This is a genomic window from Streptomyces marokkonensis (genome assembly GCF_039539045.1).
GTDB lineage: Bacteria > Actinomycetota > Actinomycetes > Streptomycetales > Streptomycetaceae > Streptomyces > Streptomyces marokkonensis.
Genome location: NZ_BAABCQ010000084.1, coordinates 1 through 19,454, shown reverse-complemented (window position 1 = coordinate 19,454; position 19,454 = coordinate 1). Strand labels below are relative to the sequence as shown.

Annotated in this window: 9 protein-coding genes and 1 pseudogene; 2 read left to right on the top strand and 8 right to left on the bottom strand. The window is 74.6% G+C overall.

Features of this window, described 5'->3' with window-relative positions; genetic code table 11:
* Positions 1–33: 33 nt before the first annotated feature.
* Positions 34–840: a phytanoyl-CoA dioxygenase family protein gene (locus ABEA26_RS21010; protein WP_345594380.1), complete on the bottom strand. Its 807-nt coding sequence runs from the start codon at positions 838–840 to the stop codon at positions 34–36.
* Positions 841–1,306: 466 nt separating this feature from the next.
* Positions 1,307–2,713, bottom strand: a complete 1,407-nt coding sequence (gene hflX, locus ABEA26_RS21005; RefSeq protein WP_345594379.1) for a GTPase HflX — start codon at positions 2,711–2,713, stop codon at positions 1,307–1,309.
* A 372-nt stretch (positions 2,714–3,085) separates the two neighbouring features.
* On the opposite strand from hflX, the gene ABEA26_RS21000 reads away from it, so the two are divergent.
* Positions 3,086–4,243 (top strand): AfsR/SARP family transcriptional regulator, encoded by a 1,158-nt coding sequence (locus tag ABEA26_RS21000; RefSeq protein WP_345594378.1) that lies wholly within the window; start codon positions 3,086–3,088, stop codon positions 4,241–4,243.
* 339 nt (positions 4,244–4,582) lie between these two features.
* Here the strand turns inward: ABEA26_RS21000 and ABEA26_RS20995 are convergent.
* The 5 genes and pseudogenes from ABEA26_RS20995 to ABEA26_RS20975 form a co-directional block, all read right to left on the bottom strand.
* Positions 4,583–4,912, bottom strand: a pseudogene (locus tag ABEA26_RS20995) (transposase); the annotation flags it as partial.
* A 54-nt stretch (positions 4,913–4,966) separates the two neighbouring features.
* Positions 4,967–6,553 (bottom strand): MFS transporter, encoded by a 1,587-nt coding sequence (locus ABEA26_RS20990; protein WP_345594374.1) that lies wholly within the window; start codon positions 6,551–6,553, stop codon positions 4,967–4,969.
* A gap of 316 nt (positions 6,554–6,869) precedes the next feature.
* The gene (locus ABEA26_RS20985; protein WP_345594372.1) at positions 6,870–8,060 is read right to left on the bottom strand and encodes a branched-chain amino acid aminotransferase; all 1,191 of its coding nucleotides are present in this window, start codon (positions 8,058–8,060) and stop codon (positions 6,870–6,872) included.
* A complete protein-coding gene (locus ABEA26_RS20980) occupies positions 8,060–9,079 on the bottom strand; it encodes a methyltransferase (RefSeq protein WP_345594370.1) in 1,020 nt (339 codons plus the stop codon). The genes ABEA26_RS20985 and ABEA26_RS20980 overlap by 1 nt, the downstream gene beginning before the upstream one ends.
* Before the next feature lie 137 nt (positions 9,080–9,216).
* Complete coding sequence (locus ABEA26_RS20975) at positions 9,217–17,172, bottom strand: amino acid adenylation domain-containing protein (protein ID WP_345594368.1); 7,956 nt, start codon at positions 17,170–17,172, stop codon at positions 9,217–9,219.
* A gap of 268 nt (positions 17,173–17,440) precedes the next feature.
* Here ABEA26_RS20975 and ABEA26_RS20970 point away from each other — a divergent pair, with 268 nt between their 5' ends.
* Entirely contained in the window at positions 17,441–18,238 is a 798-nt protein-coding gene (locus ABEA26_RS20970; protein ID WP_345594366.1) for a thioesterase II family protein, read from the top strand.
* On the opposite strand, the gene ABEA26_RS20965 is transcribed toward ABEA26_RS20970, so the two are convergent.
* The gene (locus ABEA26_RS20965; RefSeq protein ID WP_345594364.1) at positions 18,233–19,303 is read right to left on the bottom strand and encodes an LLM class flavin-dependent oxidoreductase; all 1,071 of its coding nucleotides are present in this window, start codon (positions 19,301–19,303) and stop codon (positions 18,233–18,235) included. The two genes, ABEA26_RS20970 and ABEA26_RS20965, sit on opposite strands and share 6 nt — an antisense overlap.
* Positions 19,304–19,454 lie beyond the last annotated feature (151 nt).

Genomic DNA, 19,454 nt, shown 5'->3' with positions numbered 1-19,454 from the left:
GCACCGCCTCGCGGTGCCGGGGGCGGCGGCGGTTCAGAGCCGGTCGGCCTCCACCGGGACCACCGGTGTGCTGTCCCTGCTGACGAGGAACGACGGCCTCACCGGGTGCTCCGGGGTGTTGGTGACGCGGTTGTAGGTGATGAGCAGGAGGCAACGGCGCTGTGCGGAGAGGTTGTTGGAGGAGGAATGGATGATGCAGGGGTGGAACGCCACGGCGGTGCCGGCCGGTCCGGTGAGGCGCCGCACCCCGAAGGTGCCCGCCAGCCGGCCGGCGACGTCGTCCGGTACGACGTACTCCAGCTTGGTCGAGACGTGGTGGCGCCAGTCGTGGCTGCGCTCGCCTCCCCGCCGGGCGGGGTCCTCGACGATCCCGGCGTGCTGACTGCCTGGGATGACCTCGAGCGGACCGTTCTCGTCGGTGACGTCGTCCAGGAAGATGGCGATGTTCACCGCGTCGGGGGAGCCCATCCCGTCCTCGTGGCGCCAGAAGGCGAAGTCCTGGTGCCACGGCCAGGCGGCACCCTCGTGGGCCTGCTTCATGTTGACCTTGAACTGGTAGACGTACACGGGGCCGCCGAGGAGCTGTTCGGCGAGGCCGACGAGGGCGGGCAGGCGGACCAGTCGGGCGCAGACCTCGTCGAAGTCGTGGCAGCCGTGCAGGGCCCGTACGGCTGACGTCCCCTCTTCGAGGACCACTTCGGGGCGCTGCTCGCGGCTGATCCCCTCGACTCGGTGACGGAGTTTCCTGACGTCCGGATCGCTGAGCGTGTGGGGCAGGGGCAGCCATCCGTCGCGGCCGTAACGCACCTTCGCATCGAGCAGGGGCGCGGACACAGACATGGTGGGGCCTTTCCTCGGGGAAACGGGGTTCGGGCCGTTCGGGCCGCCGGGCCGAAGCCGGCGGACCGGCCCGGCGGCACGTGGGCGCGTTCGGAGCGGATGCCGCACTGCGCGAGCTGCGCGCGCTGCCCTGTGCGTCACGTGGCGACCGTTGCCGGCGTTCGTCACGTGGCGACCGTGGCCGGCGCGGCTGCATTCCGGCCACCGGATGCGCAGGAATCGGACAGGTCCGACGGTGATGCGGGGATCTCCGTGGAGCATCCTCCGCGCCGGGTTCTTCACCATCACCGTAGAAGGGGGCCGCTCCCTCTCACAACCGGTGTGCCCCACCCTCGCTCCAGACCGGCTCAAGGAGGGCCGGGCGAACGGGGCCCGGCGCGTCAGCGGGAGCCGGTTTCTGGTACGGGCAAGGCCGCGCCGCTCGGGCCGCCCGCCGGGGACGGGCGGCCCGAGCGGCGGTCGCGGGTCAGAAGGGCTGTGCGTAGTCGGCGAGTTCCGCCGCGAGCCGTGCGTCCACGTTCGCCCGGACGCGCGTGCCGTTCTCGTCGTGGTCCTCCACGAGGATCTCGCCCTCCTCGTGGACGCGGGAGACCAGGTGGCCCTCGGTGTAGGGGATGAGCACCTCCACCTCGACGTCCGGCTGCGGAAGGGCCTCCTCGACGCGGGCCAGCAGGGCGTCGCAGCCCTCCCCGGTGCGCGCCGAGACCGCGACCGAGCCCGGCTCGCCCTCCAGGAGCCGGTTCAGCACCTCGGAGGGTGCCGCGTCGGCCTTGTTGACGACCACGATCTCCCGGACGCCCGCCCCTCCGATCTCCCCGATCACGGTGCGGACCGCTTCGATCTGCGCCTCGGGGTCGGGGTGCGTACCGTCCACGACGTGCAGGATGAGGTCCGCGTCGGCGACCTCCTCCAGGGTGGACCGGAAGGCGTCCACGAGCTGGTGCGGAAGATGGCGTACGAAGCCCACGGTGTCGGCGAGGGTGTAGGTCCGGCCGCTGCTGGTCTGGGTGCGGCGCACGGTGGGGTCCAGCGTGGCGAACAGCGCGTTCTTGACGTGCACGTCGGCGCCGGTGAGGCGGTTCAGCAGCGAGGACTTCCCGGCGTTGGTGTAGCCGGCCAGCGCGACCGAGGGCACCTTGTTGCGCCTGCGCTCCGACCGTTTGACGTCGCGCCCGGTCTTCATCTCGTCCAGTTCGCGGCGGAGTTTGGAGATCTTCTCCCGCAGCCGCCGGCGGTCCGTCTCGATCTTCGTCTCACCGGGGCCGCGGGTGGCCACGCCCCCGCCCGCTCCTCCTCCGCCGCCCATCTGCCGGGACAGCGACTGCCCCCAGCCGCGCAACCGGGGCAGCATGTACTGCATCTGTGCCAGCTCGACCTGTGCCTTGCCCTCCTTGGAGGCGGCGCGCTGGGCGAAGATGTCCAGGATCAGGGCGGTCCGGTCGACGATCTTCGCCTTGACGACCTCCTCCAGGCGGACGAGCTGGGCCGGGCTCAGCTCGCCGTCGCAGACCACGGTGTCCGCCGACCACTCCTCGGCCAGGTCACGCAGGAGCCGGGCCTTCCCGGAGCCGATGAAGGTGGCCGGGTCGGGCCTGTCGCGCCGCTGGATGACACCGTCGAGCACCAGGCCGCCCGCCGCCTCCACGAGGGCCGCCAGCTCGGCCATGGAACTCTCGGCCTCGGCGAGCGTGCCGGACGTCCAGGCACCCACGAGGACGACGCGCTCGGGCCCCGCCGGCCCCTGCTCCCCGACGGCGACCCCCTCCCCCGGCTGCGAGGACAGGCCCCGCACATGGCGCAGCCCGGCGTCCTGGGACGCGTCGAAGGAGCCGAGCGCATCGGCGAGGCCGAAGGGGCGTTCGGGAGAGGTCATGCGGTTCCTTCCGGGAGGGCGGCCCCGGCTCCGGGCCGAGGCCAGACGGACGTGACCTTCGAGCGTGACAGATCACACTCGAGACGCACTCGACAGTGACTCAAGGACGCGCGGCCCCGTATTCCGACGGGCAGCTCCGTGGCCTCTTCAAACCCTTCTCCAGGATTCCTCAGGTCGTTCTCGAGCGATTCCCGACCGGCCACCGAGGGCCGCTCAGCCGCTCCTCAGGCGGCGTTGACATCGGAGGTGGGACTGCGTTTACTCGGCCGAGGGAAGCCACTGGACCACGGTTGGAATTCCCTCGGGAAGGCCAGTTCGAGATACCTCACGAAGACCGCTCGAATACCGTTCTCGTATCTCTTGGAGAAGGCTGTGAAGTTCAAAGTCCTGGGTCCCACCGAGTTGTACGACAACGTTCACCAGCACCGTGTACCGCTCCACAGTCACAAGCAGCGCACCCTCCTCGGTGCGCTGATCGTGAAGTACGGATCGATCGTCTCCACCGAGCAACTCGGGGAGGAGGTCTGGGGTGAGCTCACCCCCAGGTCGGCCAACGCGCTCCAGGCGCAGGTCTACCGACTGCGCCGGTTGATGGACCGGGTCGACCAGGAGGGCGGCCAGCCGCCGCAGCGCCTGATCACCCGCGACTCCGGCTACGGCCTGCGCGCCGACCCCGAGCAGGTAGACAGCGAGTTGTTCATGCAGACCGTGGTCCGGGCGCGCAGGTGCGCCGAAAAGGCCCCGGTGCTCGCCGAGAAGACCCTGCGCAGCGCGCTGCGGCTGTGGCGCGGGACCGCGCTCCAGGGCAGTCGCGGCCCCATCTGCGCCGCCGGAGCGACGATGCTGGAGGAGTCCCGGTTCAGCGCGCTGGAGTTGCTCTACGACGTGTCACTGCGCGCCCGGATGCATCAGAACATCATCGCGGAGCTGGAGGAGCTGACCATCAGCCATCCGCTGCGGGAACGTTTCTACGACCAGCTCATGGTGGCGCTGTACCGTTCCGGCCACCAGGCGCAGGCCCTCGGGGTGTACGAACGGGCCCGTCGGCACCTCGCGGACGCCCTGGGCATCAATCCGGTGCCGGCGCTCAGCAAGCGCATGCAGCAGATCCTGTCGCACGCCCCCGAGCTGCTCGCCCCGCAGGCGGCCACCGCCACCGAGGGCAGCGGGCCGCAGCGGGTCGCCCTGCGGTCCGCGCCGCGGTCACCGGCTCCTGCGGCGTCCCCCGCTCCCCCGGTCCGGCGGCAGCCCACCGCACCGCCCCAGCGGCCCGTGCGGGCGCCGGGCGGGACGCCTGCGGCCGGCCAGAGCGGAGCGGGCGGTCAGTCCGATCCGGCGGTGCTCGGCGCGGAGGTGCGCCAGCTGCGGTCCCTGGTACAGAAGCTCATGACCCAGCAGCAGGCCCTGGTGTCGACGGTCGGCCACCTGTCGGACCAGTTGGGAGAGGCGCTCAAGGCCGCGGAGCCCCCGTCGCCGGCGACCGCGGCCATCCGGTCGCAGCGCCGGGCCGTGGTACTGCAGCACGACTGACGGCCGTGGGCCCCGCTGCCGAAGGGACGGCAGGGACCGCAGGGACGGCACGGCCGGCCCCGGCACTGCCACGGAGCCCCCGGAGGCCGGGAGGCCCGGGGACCGGAGTGCGGGGGTGGGGTGCCGGCGGCCCTCCGCGGCTCGGTGTCGCTCACGGAAGGCCGCCTCACGGCCCTGCCCTGTTCGCCCGTCGGGCTAGGCCGTGTTTTGAAAGTGGTGCACGATGGGGTCGACCGCGAACCGATCGAGAGAAGCATCGTGGTTGACCCCCGTGCTCAAGCACGCCCTGCGCCATCTCCGCTCTGTGAAGTCGCAGCAGCCGTCCGATGCGGACTCCGTCGAGTTCGCTGACTGGCGGGATAGGTGGCAGATCGTGGAGTCGACATTGACCTCCCAGGTGATCAGCCCTGCCGCGTCCGCCCGGGCCTGCAGCCTGGTCAGCAGGTCGGACCAGGTGCCGTCGCGCTGCCATCGGCGGAAGAGTCCGTAGACCGTCTGCCACGGTCCGTACTCCCGCGGCAGATCCCTCCGGGGAGCACCCGTCCGCACCCGCCAGCGGATCCCATCGATCAGCTTCCGGCGGCCCACCGACGGCCTGCCCAACACCGCGACCGGCAACAATGGTTCCAGCACCGACCACTGCTCATCAGAAAGATCCCCTCGCCCCACACCGAAATCATCACGATGCGGGGCGGAGAGCGGAGCCGACTTTCAAAAGACGGCCTAGACGGGGCGGTCGTCCGCGGTGGCGTCCGCCTGGTCGGGCGCGGCGGCGTCGGCCTCCTGCGCCGCGGCACGGGCGCGCTCGGCGCGGTCGGCGCGCAGCAGCAGCGCGCCGGCGAGCCAGCCGCCGAGGAGGACCGCCGCGGCACCGATGAGCTGACTGTTCGTCAGGGAGTCGGCGAAGGAGTCCCGCACCTGGCCGAGGAGCCCGCTGTCGTCGCCCGCGGCGGACACCGCCGCGGGGAAGGACTGTGCGGCCGCTCCGCCGAGCCCGTCGGGCAGGTGCTGCGAGAAGGAGGCGACCAGGACCGCGCCCAGGACGCCGACGCCGAGGCCGCTGCCCAGCTCCTGGAGGGTGTTGTTGACCCCCGACCCGGTGCTGGCGCGCTCGGGCGGGATGGAACTCATCAACGCGTTGGCGACCAGCGGTCCGGAGATGCCCGCGCCTCCGCCGAGGAGCAGCAGCCCGGCCGCCAGCACCAGGTACCCGTCGTCGGGGGCCAGTGCGACGGTGAGCAGACCGGTCGCGGAGCAGGTCACGCCGAGCGCCACGCCCTTGCCGATGCCCAGCGTCTTCACCACCCGGGGGCTGATCAGGACGCTGCTGATCAGGACGCCCACGGCCATCGGGGTGAGCTGGGCGCCCGCCTCCAGCGGCGCGTAGCCGCGCAGGAACTGCAGGTCCTGGGTGAGCAGGAACAGCGAACCGGCCATGCCGAAGGCGCTGAGGATGCCGCCGAAGACGGCCCCGCGGAACCGGGGGTTCTTGAACATGGTCATGTCCAGCATCGGGTCCGGCGCCCGCAGCTCCCAGCGCACGAAGACCGTCGCGCCGGCCAGTCCGAGCAGACCGGCCCCGAGGGTCTCGGGGTCGAGCCAGCCCTGGCCGGGGACGGAGATGACCGCCCACACCAGCGCGACCACCGACACGGTGCACAGCAGGGCCCCGACCAGGTCGGGGCGCGCGTTGACCGGGTCCTTGGACTCGCGCAGCAGCGCGCCCATGGCGATCAGGCCGACCACTGCGACCGGCACGTTGATCAGGAAGGTGACGCCCCACCAGAAGTGGTCGAGGAGGAACCCGCCGAGCACGGGTCCGAGGGCCATTCCCACGGAGGAGACGGCCGCCCAGATACCGATGGCCTTCGGGCGCTCCTCGTTGTCGAAGGTGCGCACCAGTACGGCCAGGGTGCCGGGCATCAGGAAGGCCGCGCCGACGCCCATGAGGGCGCGGGCGCCGATCAGCACTTCCGGCGAGCCGGCGAACGCGCCGGTCGCGGAGCCCACGCCGAAAACAAGCAGGCCGAGCAGCAGCGCCCGTTTGCGGCCGAGCCGGTCGGACAGTCCGCCGGCGGTGATGAGCAGTCCGGACAGCACCAGTGTGTAGGCGTTGATCGTCCACTGGATCTCGGCGGTGCTGGCGTCGAGCTGCTCGGTGATGGAGGGGATGGCGACGTTCAGGATCGTGTTGTCCAGCACGATCACGAACAGGGACGAACAGAGGACGGCGAGGATCCACCAGCGGCGGGGGTCGCGCTGGGGAGGTGCCGGCGACAGCGGGGCTGACGCTGACGACTGCTGGGACATGGGTGATCTCCTGAGCGGGGTCGGGGTGTCGAGTGCGCACAGCAACCTGACCGCCCGTTTCCTGCGGCTCCCCCCTGCCGGGCATGCCCGAGGGGCATGCCGGTGCCCCCGCGTCGCGGGCTCGTGGCCGGACGCGCGGAACGGACCGCCGTGCAGGCGGTGATGGGGAGGTCTCTCCTGCCGGGGCGCCGTCGAGGGAACGTCGCGTCCACGACCGACGGCGAAGTGACAGGGATCGGAGCCTGCCGAGAGGAAGGGGCAGCGCCCCCGACTCAGTAGATCATGGGACAAGCCTTCCACTCGGCGGGTCCGTCCGTCAACCCCGTTCCCGGCCGCCGAGTCCGCTCGGAGCGGACCGGTCCACGCCGTGGCACCAGCCGTACGGGTCGGGTTCCTCGCCCCGGTGCACGGCGGCGAGGAGTGCGGACAGCCGGCGGGCGACCGGCCCCGGTGCGCCCTCCCCCACGGTCCACCCGCCGTCGCCCGTGAGGACCTTGCCCACGGACGTGACGCGGGCGGCGGTGCCGCAGGCGAAGACCTCCGTGATGCGGCCCCGGGCGCAGCCCTCCCGCCAGTCCGCGAGCGGCACCGGGGCCTCGCGGACCGGGAGGCCCCGGTCGCGGGCGAGCGTGATGAGGGTGTCGCGGGTGACGCCGGGCAGGATGGTGCCGGAGAGGGGCGGGGTGACCAGTTCGGCCCGGTCGCCCTCGCCGTGCACGAAGAACAGGTTCATGCCGCCGAGTTCCTCGACGTGGCGGCGTTCCACCGCGTCCAGCCACACCACCTGGTCGGCGCCGCGCCGGGCCGCCTCCTCCTGGGCGAGGTAGCTCCCGGCGTAGTTGCCGCCACACTTGGCCGCTCCGGTGCCGCCCGGTGCGGCCCGCACGTACTCCTCGCTGACCGCCACGGTCACGGCGCGCTGTCCGCCGGTGAAGAAGTTGCCGGTGGGGAAGGCCAGGAGCAGGAACAGGTAGGAGCGGGCCGGCCGCAGCGCCAGGTGCGGCTCGTCGGCGAACACCACCGGGCGCAGGTAGAGGCTCCGGTCGTCGCCCTCGGGTATCCAGTCCAGGTCCGCGCGGACGAGCGCCTCGGTGGCGGCCACGAACAGATCGACGGACAGCGGGGGCACGGCCATCCGCCGGGCGGACACCGCGAGCCGGCGCCCGTGGTCGGCCGGGCGGAAGACGACCGCCCGGTCCCGGCCCCGGCGGTAGGCCTTGAACCCCTCGAAGACGCTCTGCCCGTAGTGCAGGCCGACCGCCGCCGGACTCATCCGCAGCGGCGCGAAGGGTTCCAGGACCGCCCGGCCCCAGCCGCCGTCCGGGGTCCAGCGGGCCGTCACCATGTGGTCGGTGAAGACCTCCCCGAAGGGCGGCTCGGCGAGCAGCGCGCGGCGCCGGCCGGCGGGCGTGGGGTCCGGGTGGGGACGCAGTTCCACGGGCGGTGCCGGGAGGCCCGCGGCGGACGCGGGGCCGTCGGCCGTGCGGGCGGCGGTCGGCCGGTTCATCAGCGGTGGGCGAGGAAGAGGCGGCCGGTGGGGAACGCCAGGGTGAGGGCGCGCACGTCGGAGAAGCCGGCGCCGCGCAGCCGCTCCACCCACTCCTCCTCGCTCTGGAGCCTGCGGCGCATGAACTCGCCGTGGTAGTAGGACACGGCGGCGCTGAACCGGCGTTCGCGGTCGTTGCGCAGGTACGGCACCGCGTCGGTGATGGCGAGGAAGCCACCCGGTGCCAGGGACTCGCGGCACGCGGCCAGCACCTGGTCGCAGACGTCCTCCTCCTCGGGGAGCATGTCGTGGAAGACGAAGCCGGCGTGGATGACGTCGGCGCCTTCGAGGATGCCGCGGTCGGTGGCGACGGACTGGATGGTGCGCTCCACGACGGTGAGCCGGTCGGACATCCCGGCCTGGTTCACGGCCTGTACGGCGGCGCGGCAGGCGTCGGCCGCGAAGTCGAGCCCGACGCCGGTGGAGCCGGGGACCGCGCCCAGCACCTCGATGAGCAGCCTGCACGTGCCCGCACCGAGATCGACGACCTTGCGGGGCGCGGCGTCGATGATGGTGTCGAGGGCGGTGGGGTAGAAGGCGCGCGAGCCCATCCACTGGGAGCTGACGGCCACTTCGCGGAAGTCGCGGAGGTGGGTGCGGGCGGCCTTGTCCCAGTCGGTGAAGAAGTCGCGGGCGTTCTCGATGAACGGCCGGTTGGCGTTCATGGTCCAGGAGATGTAGCCGGCCTGGTGGCGGATGGTGTCGAAGTCCGGGCAGGCACGGTAGCGGCCCTCGCCCTCGCGGATCACCAGGCCGGCGGACTCCACGGCGTCGAGGTAGCGCACGAGCGCCGGCTCGGGCAGGTCGAGGGCGGCCGCCACGGACGCGGTCTCCAGCGTGCGGTCCGGGTCGAGGTGGGCGACCACGCCGAGGCGGTCCCCCATCTCCAAGAAGGCGGCGGCCGCCGCCAGGTCCGGAGCCGGGCCGCTGGCCGCGATGCCGTCCGCCAGGTGCTGCGCCGCGATGTCGTGGATTGCCATGCGCGTCTCCCATTCCCTTGCCGGGTACCACGCCGCCGTCGGGCGGCGCCGCGTGCTGCTGTGGACTGTATGCGGGGGCCATGACGACGGGCTCACGTCTCTCTGACGGTCGCGTGATCCGGCCCGCCGGGTGGCCGTCAGCGGTCGCGCCAGGCGGCCTCGATGGCTTCGATGTCGCTCTGGTCGAGGTCGACCAGCGGGAGGTCGGAGGGCGTCCAGCCCCCGGCGTCCGGCCGCCTTACGTGGTCGACGAGGGCGGTGAGGGCACGGGTCCACGCCGTGCTGAGGGCGGCGGCCGCCTCGGGGGCGAGGAGCGCTCGCGGCCAGCGGAACACGGCCGTCAGCCGGGGTCCGGCGGGACCGTCCAGGGTCACCGCGTCGACCTCCAGGACGTGTCCGGCCGGCATGGCGGGGTCGGCTCCCGCCCCGGCCAGGTCCCGTTCGTCGGGGACGGCGCTCCACCGGGTGTCCTCGGTCCGCAGCCGGCCCAGGTAGTTGAAGGCGACCGGCGGGTGGCCGAGGTCGCCGAGAACAGGCGCGGTGCGGTCGTTGAGGCGCCGCAGCAGGCCGTAGCCGGTGCCGTGACCGGGGACCGCCCGCAGCGTCTCCTTGACCTGTTTCACGGCGTGGCCGAGCGCGGGACCGCCGGCCAGGGCCTCCTCCATGTCGGTCCCGGCCAGGGGCAGGCGCAGCGGGTGGACGGTGGTGAACCAGCCGACCCCCGTCTCCAGGCCGGGCACCGCGGCCGGGTCGTCCCGTCCGTGGCGTTCCAGGTCCAGCAGGACGTCGGCGGCCTGTCCGTGCCCTTCGGACGCGCCGTGCGCCAGGGCGATGCCGAAGGCGGTCAACAGCGGTTCGAGGACACGGCAGTGGAAGGCGGCGGGCACCTCGGTGAGCAGCGCCCGGGTGACCGGGACGGGCAGTTCGGCGGTGAGGTGGCGCAGGGAGCCGTGGGTGTCGCGTGCCGGGTCCGGCTCGCCGCTGCCGGGGCGCTCGTGCGCCCCCGACAACACCGACGTCCAGTACGGGAGTTCACGGACGGTGCGCTGTTCGGCCGCCGCCTCGGCCAGGCCGGTCGCCCAGGCCGCGTAGGGGTGGGCGGCCTGGTGCGGGGGCGGGGCGCCGCCGGCGGCCGCCGCCTCGTAGGCCGCGCGCAGGTCGGGCAGGAGGACCCCCCAGGAGACGGCGTCGACGGCGAGGTGGTGCACGACCAGGGCCAGCCGTCCGTCCCGGTCCCCGGCGTCGAACCAGACCGCGCGCACCATCCGCCCCTGCCGGGGGGCGAGTTCGCCCCGGGCCCGGTCGACGGCGGCGGCGTGCACGTCGTCGGGCACGGCGCCGCCGGACACCGGCACCCGCCGCAGCAGCGCGGCGGCATCCGGTGTGCCGGCAGGCGCAGTGCGCAGCGTCAGACGGGCCGCCGCGGGGGCGTCGGCCGCACCGCCGAGCAGGGTGGTGCGCAGGGCCGGGTGGGCGTCGAGGACGTGCCGCAGCGCCCGGTGCAGCAGGGTCGCGTCGCGGATCGGCGGGACGGTGACGGTCATGGTCTGGCTGAACCGGTCGGCCCGGTCGCCCAGGCCGTCGAGCCAGTGCGCGAGGGGTGGCGCCGGGAAGCTGTCGCCGTGCGCCGCGCGGCGTTCGGGCCGGGGTGCGGGCGCGGGGGCGGGGGCGGCGGCGCGCTCCGCGAGGGCCGCGGCGGTGCGCCGTTCGAAGACGTCGCGGGTGGTCAGGGCGAGCCCGTGGGCGCGCAGCCGGCTGACGAGGCGGATGGCGATGATGCTGTCGCCGCCCAGTTCGAAGAAGTCGTCGTCGGGGCCGGCTGCCTCGAGGCCGAGGATCTCCGCGAGCGTCTCGCACACGGTCCGTTCGGCACCCGGCCGGGCGGTCCTGGTGGACGCCGCCGGGGTCGGGTCGGGGGCCGGGAGCGCGGCGCGGTCCAGCTTGCCCTGCGGGGTGACGGGCAGCCGGTCCAGGGTGACGAAGGCCGCCGGCACCATGTGGGCGGGCAGCAGGGCCGCCAGGTGGCGCCGCAGTTCCGGGTGGTCCGCGTCCGCCGCGGCGGGAACGACGTAGGCGACGAGGCGGCGGTCGCCGGAGGGGTCCTCGCGCACGACGACGACGCAGCGCCGTACGGCGGGATGGGTGGTGAGCGCCGTGGCGATCTCGCCCGGCTCGATGCGGAAGCCCCGCACCTTCACCTGGTCGTCCGTCCGGCCGAGGTACTCCAGGGTGCCGTCGGCGCGGCGGCGGGCCCGGTCGCCGGTGCGGAAGGCGCGGCTGCCGGGCGGGCCCCAGGGGTCCGGCACGAACCGTTCGGCGGTCGCCCCGGGTCGGCCGAGGTAGCCGTGGGCGACGCCGGGACCCGCGATGTACAGCTCGCCGGGCACGCCCACCGGGGCGAGGCGCAGCGCGTCGTCGAGGACGTGCACGCGCAGCCCCGCGACCGGGGTGCCGATGGGGACGGGGCCGCCGGGGGCCAGGGGGGCGCTGACGGTGGCGCAGGCGGTGGTCTCCGTGGGGCCGTAGGCGTTGACCATGCGCCGTCCCGGTGCCCACTGCGCGACCAGGGCGGGCGGGCAGGCCTCACCACCGACGACCAGGGTGCGCAGGGCGGCCGGTGACTCGGGCGGGACCCCGGTGAGCGCGGTCGGCGGGATCAGGGCGTGGGTGACGCGCGCGTCGGCGAGCAGCCGGGCGAGGTCCTCGCCGACGATCGGGCCCGGCGGTGGTACGACGAGCGTGGCGCCGGTGCCGAAGGCCATCAGGTACTCCATCACCGAGGCGTCGAAGCTCGGTGAGGCGAACTGGAGCACCCGGCTGTCCTCGGTGACGGCGAAGCGCTCGGCCTGCGCGGCGGCGAGCGCGGGGACCCCGGCGTGCGGGACGACGACGCCCTTGGGGCGGCCGGTGGAGCCGGAGGTGTGGATGACGTAGGCGGGGTCGCCGGGGTGCAGGGGCCGGCCCCGTTCGGCGTCGGTGACGGGCGTGTCCGGGAGGGCGTCCAGCGCGTCGCGCACGTGCGGGGCGTCGAGGACGACGGGGGCCTGCGGGTGCGGCGGCAGGGCGGGGGCGTGCTCGGCCGTGGTGACCACGGGTGTCCCGGGGCCGCCCGCGTCGAAGAGGTGGCGGAGGCGTTCGGCGGGGTAGGACGGGTCGACGGGCAGTGCGGCGGCGCCCGTCTTGAGGGTGGCGAGCCAGACGGTGGCCATGTCGGCCGAGCGGGGCAGGGCGATCGGCAGCACCGTGCCCGCGCGCACGCCGTGCCGCAGCAGCAGCCGGGCGATCCGGTTGGTGCGGGCGTCCAGTTCGGCGTAGCTGAGGGCCGTGCCGTCGGCCTCCAGGGCGGGGGCGTGCGGGCGGGCGGCGGCGCGGGCGGCGAAGAGCGCCGGCAGGTGGGGGTGGGCCGGGGGTTCGGCGGCCGGGTTCCAGACGGTCAGCGCCGCCCGCTTCTCCTCCGGCGTGAGGAGGTCGAGGCCGGCGACGGAGCGGGCGGGGTCGTCGCAGACGGCCTGGAGGACGAGGAGCAGCCGGGCGCCCAGGGATCGGGCGGTGGCCTCGTCGAACAGGGCGGTGGCGTACTCGACGTCCCCGGTGATGCCGTCCGGGGTGCCGTCGGCGGCGCGCCGTTCCACGAGGTTGAGGGTGAGGTCGAACTTGGCCGCCCCGAGGTGGACGGGGCGCGGGGTGGTGTCCAGACCGGGCAGGTCGAGCCGGGGCTCGAAGTCCTTGAAGGACAGGACCACCTGGAAGAGTGGGTGGCGGGCGAGGGAGCGCTGCGGGGCGACGGTGTCGACGATCCGGTCGAAGGCGACGCCCTGGTGGTCGTAGGCGGCGAGGTCGGCGCGGCGGACCCGGTGGAGGAGGTCCCGGAACGGCGGACGTCCGGCGGTGTCCACCCGCAGCGGCACCGGGTTGACGAAGAAGCCGACGACGTCGTCGAGTTCGGGTCCGCCGCGGCCCGAGGTCGGGGTGCCGACGACGATGTCGGTGCCGGCCCCGGAGGCGGTCAGGAGTCCGGCGAGGGCGGCGTGCAGCACCATGAAGATGGTGGCGTGGTGGCGCCGGGCGAGGGTGTGCAGCCGCGCGTGCAGGGCGGGTCCGATCTCCAGCGGGACGCTGCCGCCGTCGGTGCCGGCGACGGCGAGGCGCGGGCGGTCGGTGGGCAGCGGGGTCTGCTCGGGTGCGCCGTCGAGGGTGCGGCGCCAGAAGTCCAGGGTGTCGGCGGCGGGAGCGGTGTGCCGCTCGCGGTGGACGTGGTCGGTGTGGCGGGGTGCGGGGCGCGGCCACTCGGGGGCGTGTCCGCCGGTGCGTGCGGTGTAGGCGCGTGCCAGGTCGCGCAGCAGGGGCCCGAGGGACCAGCCGTCGCCGGCGATGTGGTGCAGGACGAGGAGCAGGGTGTGCCGGGGCCGGCCGTCCGGGGTGTCCGGGCGCGCGAACAGGTGGGCGCGCAGCGGCGGTCGGGCCGTGAGGTCGAACGGCAGGCGGGCGGCCTCGGTCAGCGCGGTGGGCAGGTTCTCGTCGGTGGTCGTGGCCGGGCGCAGGTCGACCGGGCCGGTCGCCTCGGGCGTCAGGACCTGCTGTACGGGCTCGCCGCCGGTGTCGGGGTAGCGGGTGCGCAGGATGTCGTGGCGCCGTACGACGTCGAGCAGGGCCGCGTGCAGTGCCGTGCGGTCCAGGGGCCCGCTGAGGTCGACGGCGCAGGGCAGGTTGTAGGTGGCGGTGGGGCCGTGCAGCCGGTGTGTCGCCCACATGCGCCGCTGCGCCGCGGAGAGCGGGAGGTGCCCGGACGGGTCGTCGCGTCGCGGTCCGTCGGGGGTGGTGGGCGACGTGCCGTCGTGCTCCGGTCCGCCGGGGGCGGCGGTCCGGTGGGGTCCGGTCTCCGGTGGGGTGCCGGCGGCGGCCAGGGTGGTGCGCAGGGTGCCGTCGGCGGGGGCGAGGCGGGCGGCGAGGCGGGCCGGGGTGGGCGCGTCGAAGACGGCGCCCACCCCGAGTTCGGTGCCGAGGACCGCGCGGACGCGGCTCACCAGGCGGGTCGCCAGCAGGGAGTGGCCGCCGAGGTCGAAGAAGTCGTCGTCGGCACCGACCGGGCCGTGGCCGAGGACCTCCGCGAACAGTTCGCACAGCCGGGTCTCCTCCGGTCCCTGCGGGCGGCGGGCGGCGGTGCGGGCGGCGGGCTCGGGCAGCGCGTCGCGGTCCAGCTTGCCGTTGGGCGTGAGCGGCAGGGCGGGCAGGACGACGACGGCGCCCGGGACCGACTGGGGTGGCAGCCGCTCGGCGAGGCGGTCCCGCAGCGCTCCGGGTTCCGGGTCCGCTCCGGAGGCGGGCACCACGTAGCTGACCAGCCGGCCGCCGGCGTCGCGCAGGACGGTGGCCGCGGCGGACACCTCGGGCAGCCGGGTGAGTTCGGCGTCGATCTCGGCCGTCTCGATGCGGAAGCCGCGCAGTTGTACCTGGCCGTCGGCGCGGCCCAGGTGCTCCAGTTCCCCGTCCGCGCCGTACCGGGCCAGGTCGCCGGTGCGGTACATGCGGGTGCCGGGCGGTCCGTAGGGGTCGGCCACGAACCGGCCGGCCGTCAGGGCGGGCCGTCCGAGGTAGCCCTGGGCGAGGCCCTCGCCGGAGACGTACAGCTCCCCCGTCGCGCCGGGCACGGCGGGCCGCAGGGCGGAGTCCAGCAGGTAGAGGCCGAGGTCGGCGAGCGGCCGGCCGATGGGGCTGCCGGTGGCGGTGTGGGCGGTGCGGCGGTCCACGGGGCGGTGGGTGACGTGCACCGTCGTCTCGGTGATGCCGTACATGTTGACCACGAGCGGGGCGTCCTCGCGGTGGCGTGCGTACCAGTCGCGCAGCATGCCCGGGTCCAGGGCCTCGCCGCCGAGGACGACGCGGCGCAGGGCCGCGAGGTCGCCGTCGCCGTGGTGCTCGGCGTCGGCCAGGGCCAGCTGCTGGAAGGCGCTGGGGGTCTGGCTGAGGACGGTGACGCCCTCGCGGGCGAGCAGGCGCAGCAGCCGGGCGGGGGTGCGCACGGTGTCGTGGGGCACGACGACGAGACGGCCGCCGTGCAGCAGGGGGCCCCAGATCTCCCAGACGGAGAAGTCGAAGGCGTAGGAGTGCAGCTGGGTCCACACGTCGTCGGGGCCGAAGCCGATGACGGGCCGGGCGGTCCGGAACAGCCGTACGACGTTGTGGTGCGGCACCGGCACGCCCTTGGGGCGGCCCGTCGAGCCCGAGGTGTAGATGACGTACGCCGTGTCGTCCGCGCGCGGCGCCGGCCCTTCGTCGCCGGTCAGCGGTCCGTCGGGCAGGGCCCGCAGGGCGGCGTCGGCGGGGGGCGAGCCGAGGACGACGCGGGGCGGGCCCTCGGGCAGCGCACCCGCGCGGAGGGTGGCGGCGTCGGTGAGCAGGACGGCGGGCCGGGCGTCCTCGGCCATCAGGGCGAGCCGCTCGGCGGGGTAGCCCGGGTCGAGCGGCAGGTAGGCGGCGCCGGTCTTCACCACCGCGAGGACGGCGACCGGGAGGTCGGCCGTGCGGGGCAGGGCGAGGGCGACCAGGCGGCCGGGGCGGGCGCCGTGCGCGCGCAGCAGGCGGGCGAGGCGGTTGGCCCGCCGGTCCAGTTGCCGGTAGGTGAGGCGGACGTCGTCAGCGGTGACGGCGGTGCGGTCGGGTGTCCGGGCCGCCTGCCGCTCGAAGAGCGCGGTCAGCGTGGGGGCGAGGGCGGCCGCGGGCGGCGCCGCCCGGGGGGTCGGCGGCGCCGGCCGGTGGGTGCGGCGTTCGGCCGGGGCACGGACGTCCAGCCGGGCCAGCGGGCGGCCGGAGCCCTCGGTGAACTCGGCCAGCAGCCCGGTGAACCGTTCGAGGTGGCCGTCGAGGTCCTGCTGGGTGTAGCGCTCCGGGTTGCCGTCGAGGTCGACGGGCAGGGCGCCGCCGCCGGCGTCGTAGCAGGTGAACTTGAGGTCGTCGACCGGGCCGTTGGACAGGTAGCGCAGGCGGGCCGGCAGTCCGCCGAAGGTCGGGGCCGGCGCCCGCAGGAGGTTGACCGTGGGCCCGTACAGCGGGCGGCGCGCTCCGACGGCGCCCAGGTCGCGGCGGAGTTCCTCCTGCGGGTAGCGCTGGTGGCGCAGGGCGTCGCGCAGGGTGTGGGCGCTGCGCGCGACGAGTTCGTCGACCGTGAGGCCGGGGCGCACCGTGAGCCTGAGCGGTACGACGTTGGCGGTCATGGCGGGGGTGCGGCGGGCGGCCGGGGTGAGCCGGGCGTTGACCGCGAGGCCGAGGACGATGTCGATGGCACCGGTGATCCGGTGGACCAGCGCGGCGACGGCGGCGACGACCGCGGCGGGGCGTGCGCTGCCGTGCCGGGCGGCCAGTTCCTCCAGGGCGTCGGCCAGGCCGGCGGGGACCTGGCCCGTGGCGCGCAGGAAGGCGTGCGAGGCGACGGCGGGTGTCCCGGCCAGGGACACGGGCGTGGGGCGGTCACCCATGACCCGCTGCCAGTGGTCGCGGTCGGCGGCGTAGTAGGCGGACTCCCGGTAGGCGGACTCCTCCCGCCACAGCTGGGACAGCGGCGCGGCGGGGTTGTCGGGTACGGGGGCGCCCGCCGCCAGGGCGCGCAGCACGGTGTCCGCGCGCCGCTGGAAGAGCCACAGGCCCGTGCCGTCCAGCAGCAGGTGGTGCGCACGGTGGTACCACAGGTGCCGGTCCGGGCCCAGGCGGAAGATCTCCTGGGCGGACGGCGCGCCGTCCGGTCCTGCGGCGGCGGCGAGTTCCGCGCGCATCCGGCGCAGCGCGCTGTCCTCGTCGGCCGGGCCGTCGGGCACCCGCACCCGGGGGCGGGCGGCCGGGTCGAGGTGCTGGCGCGGGCCCTCGTCCGGGTGGTCCGTGCCGGTGCCCTCGGTGAGGACCAGGTGCAGGGCGTCGGTGTCCGCGACGGCGCGCCGGACGGCCTCGGCGAGCAGACCGGTGTCGAGGGGGCCGCGGATGTCGAGGCAGGCCGCGCCGCTGTGCAGCGGATTGCCCGGGTCGAGCCGCTGGGCGTACCAGATGCCGCGCTGCGCGGCCCCGAGCGGGGCCGTGGCGGTCGTGTGCGCTGTCTCTTCGAGCACCGGGAATGCCCCCTGGATCGCCGTGTCGGGTCGGGCGCCGGATCCGCCGCGCGGGGCGGGAGGACGCCTCGCGGGCCATCGTCGCCGCCCGCTCTGCCGGACCGCTGACGAGCGTCTGACGGTTCGTCCGGGCCGTGGGAGGCGGTCCGCCGGGTCAGGCGGTCGTCAGCCGTCCGTCAGGGGCGGGTGCGCACACTGGCCGGACGGGACGCACGTCCCCCGTCGGAGTCGAGGGCCCGTCAGGGCCGGTGAGGGAGGCGATGGCGCAGTGGTGACGCGTCCGCAGACAGGCAGCAGGGCGATCTTCCCGGCCAGGCCGGTGCCGGAGCCGCGGGCCCGGCTGTTCCTGTTCCATCACGCCGGCGGGTCGCACCTCGCCTTCCGGGACTGGGCCCGGTACCTCCCGCAGGACTGGGAGATCTGCCTGACGGACGCCCCGGGGCGCGGCGTGCTGGCGGACGAGACGCCGGTGGGGGACACGGAGACGCTGGTGCGGATGCTCGTGGACGAGCTGCTGCTCCGGCTCGACCGGCCGTTCGCGTTCTTCGGGCACAGCATGGGCGCCCTGGTGGCGCACGAGCTGACCCTCGCGCTGGCGGCGGCCCGGCTGCCGGTGCCGGTCTGGCTGGGCCTCTCGGGGCGGGGCTCTCCGCGTGCGGTGGCCGAGCGGCCCACCGCCCTGCACCGGCTGTCGTCGGGGCAGTTGCGTGCCGAGCTGGCCCGCATGGGCGGCACGCCCCAGCACGTACTGGACGACCCGGAGCTGTGGGGGCTGCTGGAGCCGGTGATCCGCGCGGACTTCGGCCTGGTGGAGAACTGGCGGCCCGCCGTGGACCGCGACCTGGACGTGCCGGTGCCGTTCACGGTGTACGGCGCCTCCCGGGACCCGTGGGCGACACCCGCGGAGCTGGCGGGGTGGGCGGAGTACGGCGAGCGCTTCCGGGGCTGCCGCGTCTTCGAGGGCGGGCACTTCTACTTCGCCTCGCGCGGCGGGGAGATACCCTCCCTGGTCGAGCAGGAGGTGCGGGCGGCCCTGGCCGGCGCGCCCGCACGTCCGCGGTCATGACACGCCGGTCTCCCCCGCCGTCCCGAAGGCCGGCATCACCTCGCGCGCGAACAGCCGCATGGCGGCGACGGCGCGGTCCCGGCTCAGGGCTCCGGGGCTGAACTGGAGGCTCAGGTCGGTGTCGGTGCCGAAGGTGTCGCGTATCCGGGCGATCTGCTCGCGTACCGCGTCGGGGTCGCCGGCCAGCACCTTGTCCGCCTTGTGGGCGGTGGCGAAGTCGTAGCCGGCCGCCTTCTCTGCGAACTTCTCGTAGCCGGGGTAGTCGGCGCCCGCGCCACCCGCCAGCGGGGCCACGGCCCGGGCCATGTGCGCGACGTAGTTGCGCTCCCAGCGCTCGGCCCACTCCACCGCCTCGGCGTTCCGCTCGGCCAGGTAGACGGTGTACTTGATCTGGATGCGATGGCCGCCGGGGGCGTGTCCCGCCCGGTTCCAGGCCTCGCGGTAGGCGGCGAGCATCTCCCGGAGCTGTTCGGCGCTGGTCACCGAGGGCACGACCTGGAGGTGGTGGCCGGCGGTGCCCGCGGCCGCACAGGAATCGGCGCTGGTCGCGGAGGCGACGAAGACGGGCGGGTGGGGGCGCTGGTGGGGGCGGGGCAGCAGCGTGACCGGCCCGAAGCGGTGGAACCTCCCCTCGAAGACCACCTCCTCCTCGGTCCACAGCCGCCGGCACGCCTCGAGGCCCTCGGCGAAGCGGGCCCGGCTCTCCTCCATCGGCACCTGGAAGGCGGCGAACTCGGTGGGCAGGAAGCCGCGGCCGAAGCCGACGTCCAAGCGCCCGTGGGAGAGGTGGTCGAGCATGGCCAGCTTCCCCGCGAGTTTGACGGGGTGGGTGAAGGCCGGGATCACGGCGCCCGTGACGATGCGGACCCGTCGGGTACGGGCCGCCAGCGCGGTGAGGAGCGTGACGGGGTCGGGGCAGTAGCCGCCGTAGGGGGAGAGGTAGTGCTCCACGGTCTGTACATGGGCGTAGCCCAGTTCGTCGGCCAGTTCCCCGAGTTCGAGGACCTGGTCGTAGCACTCCGTGGCGCTCCTCTCCTCGGGGTCGACCACGGGAAAGAAGTTCACACCGAATTCCATCGCCGCATCTCCGCCTTCCGATCGAGCGCTCCCGCGCATGAGAAAACTCGTTTTCAGAGCCTGGAGGACAGGTCTAGAAGAAAGGATGCTCGGCCGCAACGGCATACCGACCGGGCCGGCCGTCACGGATGAATTACCC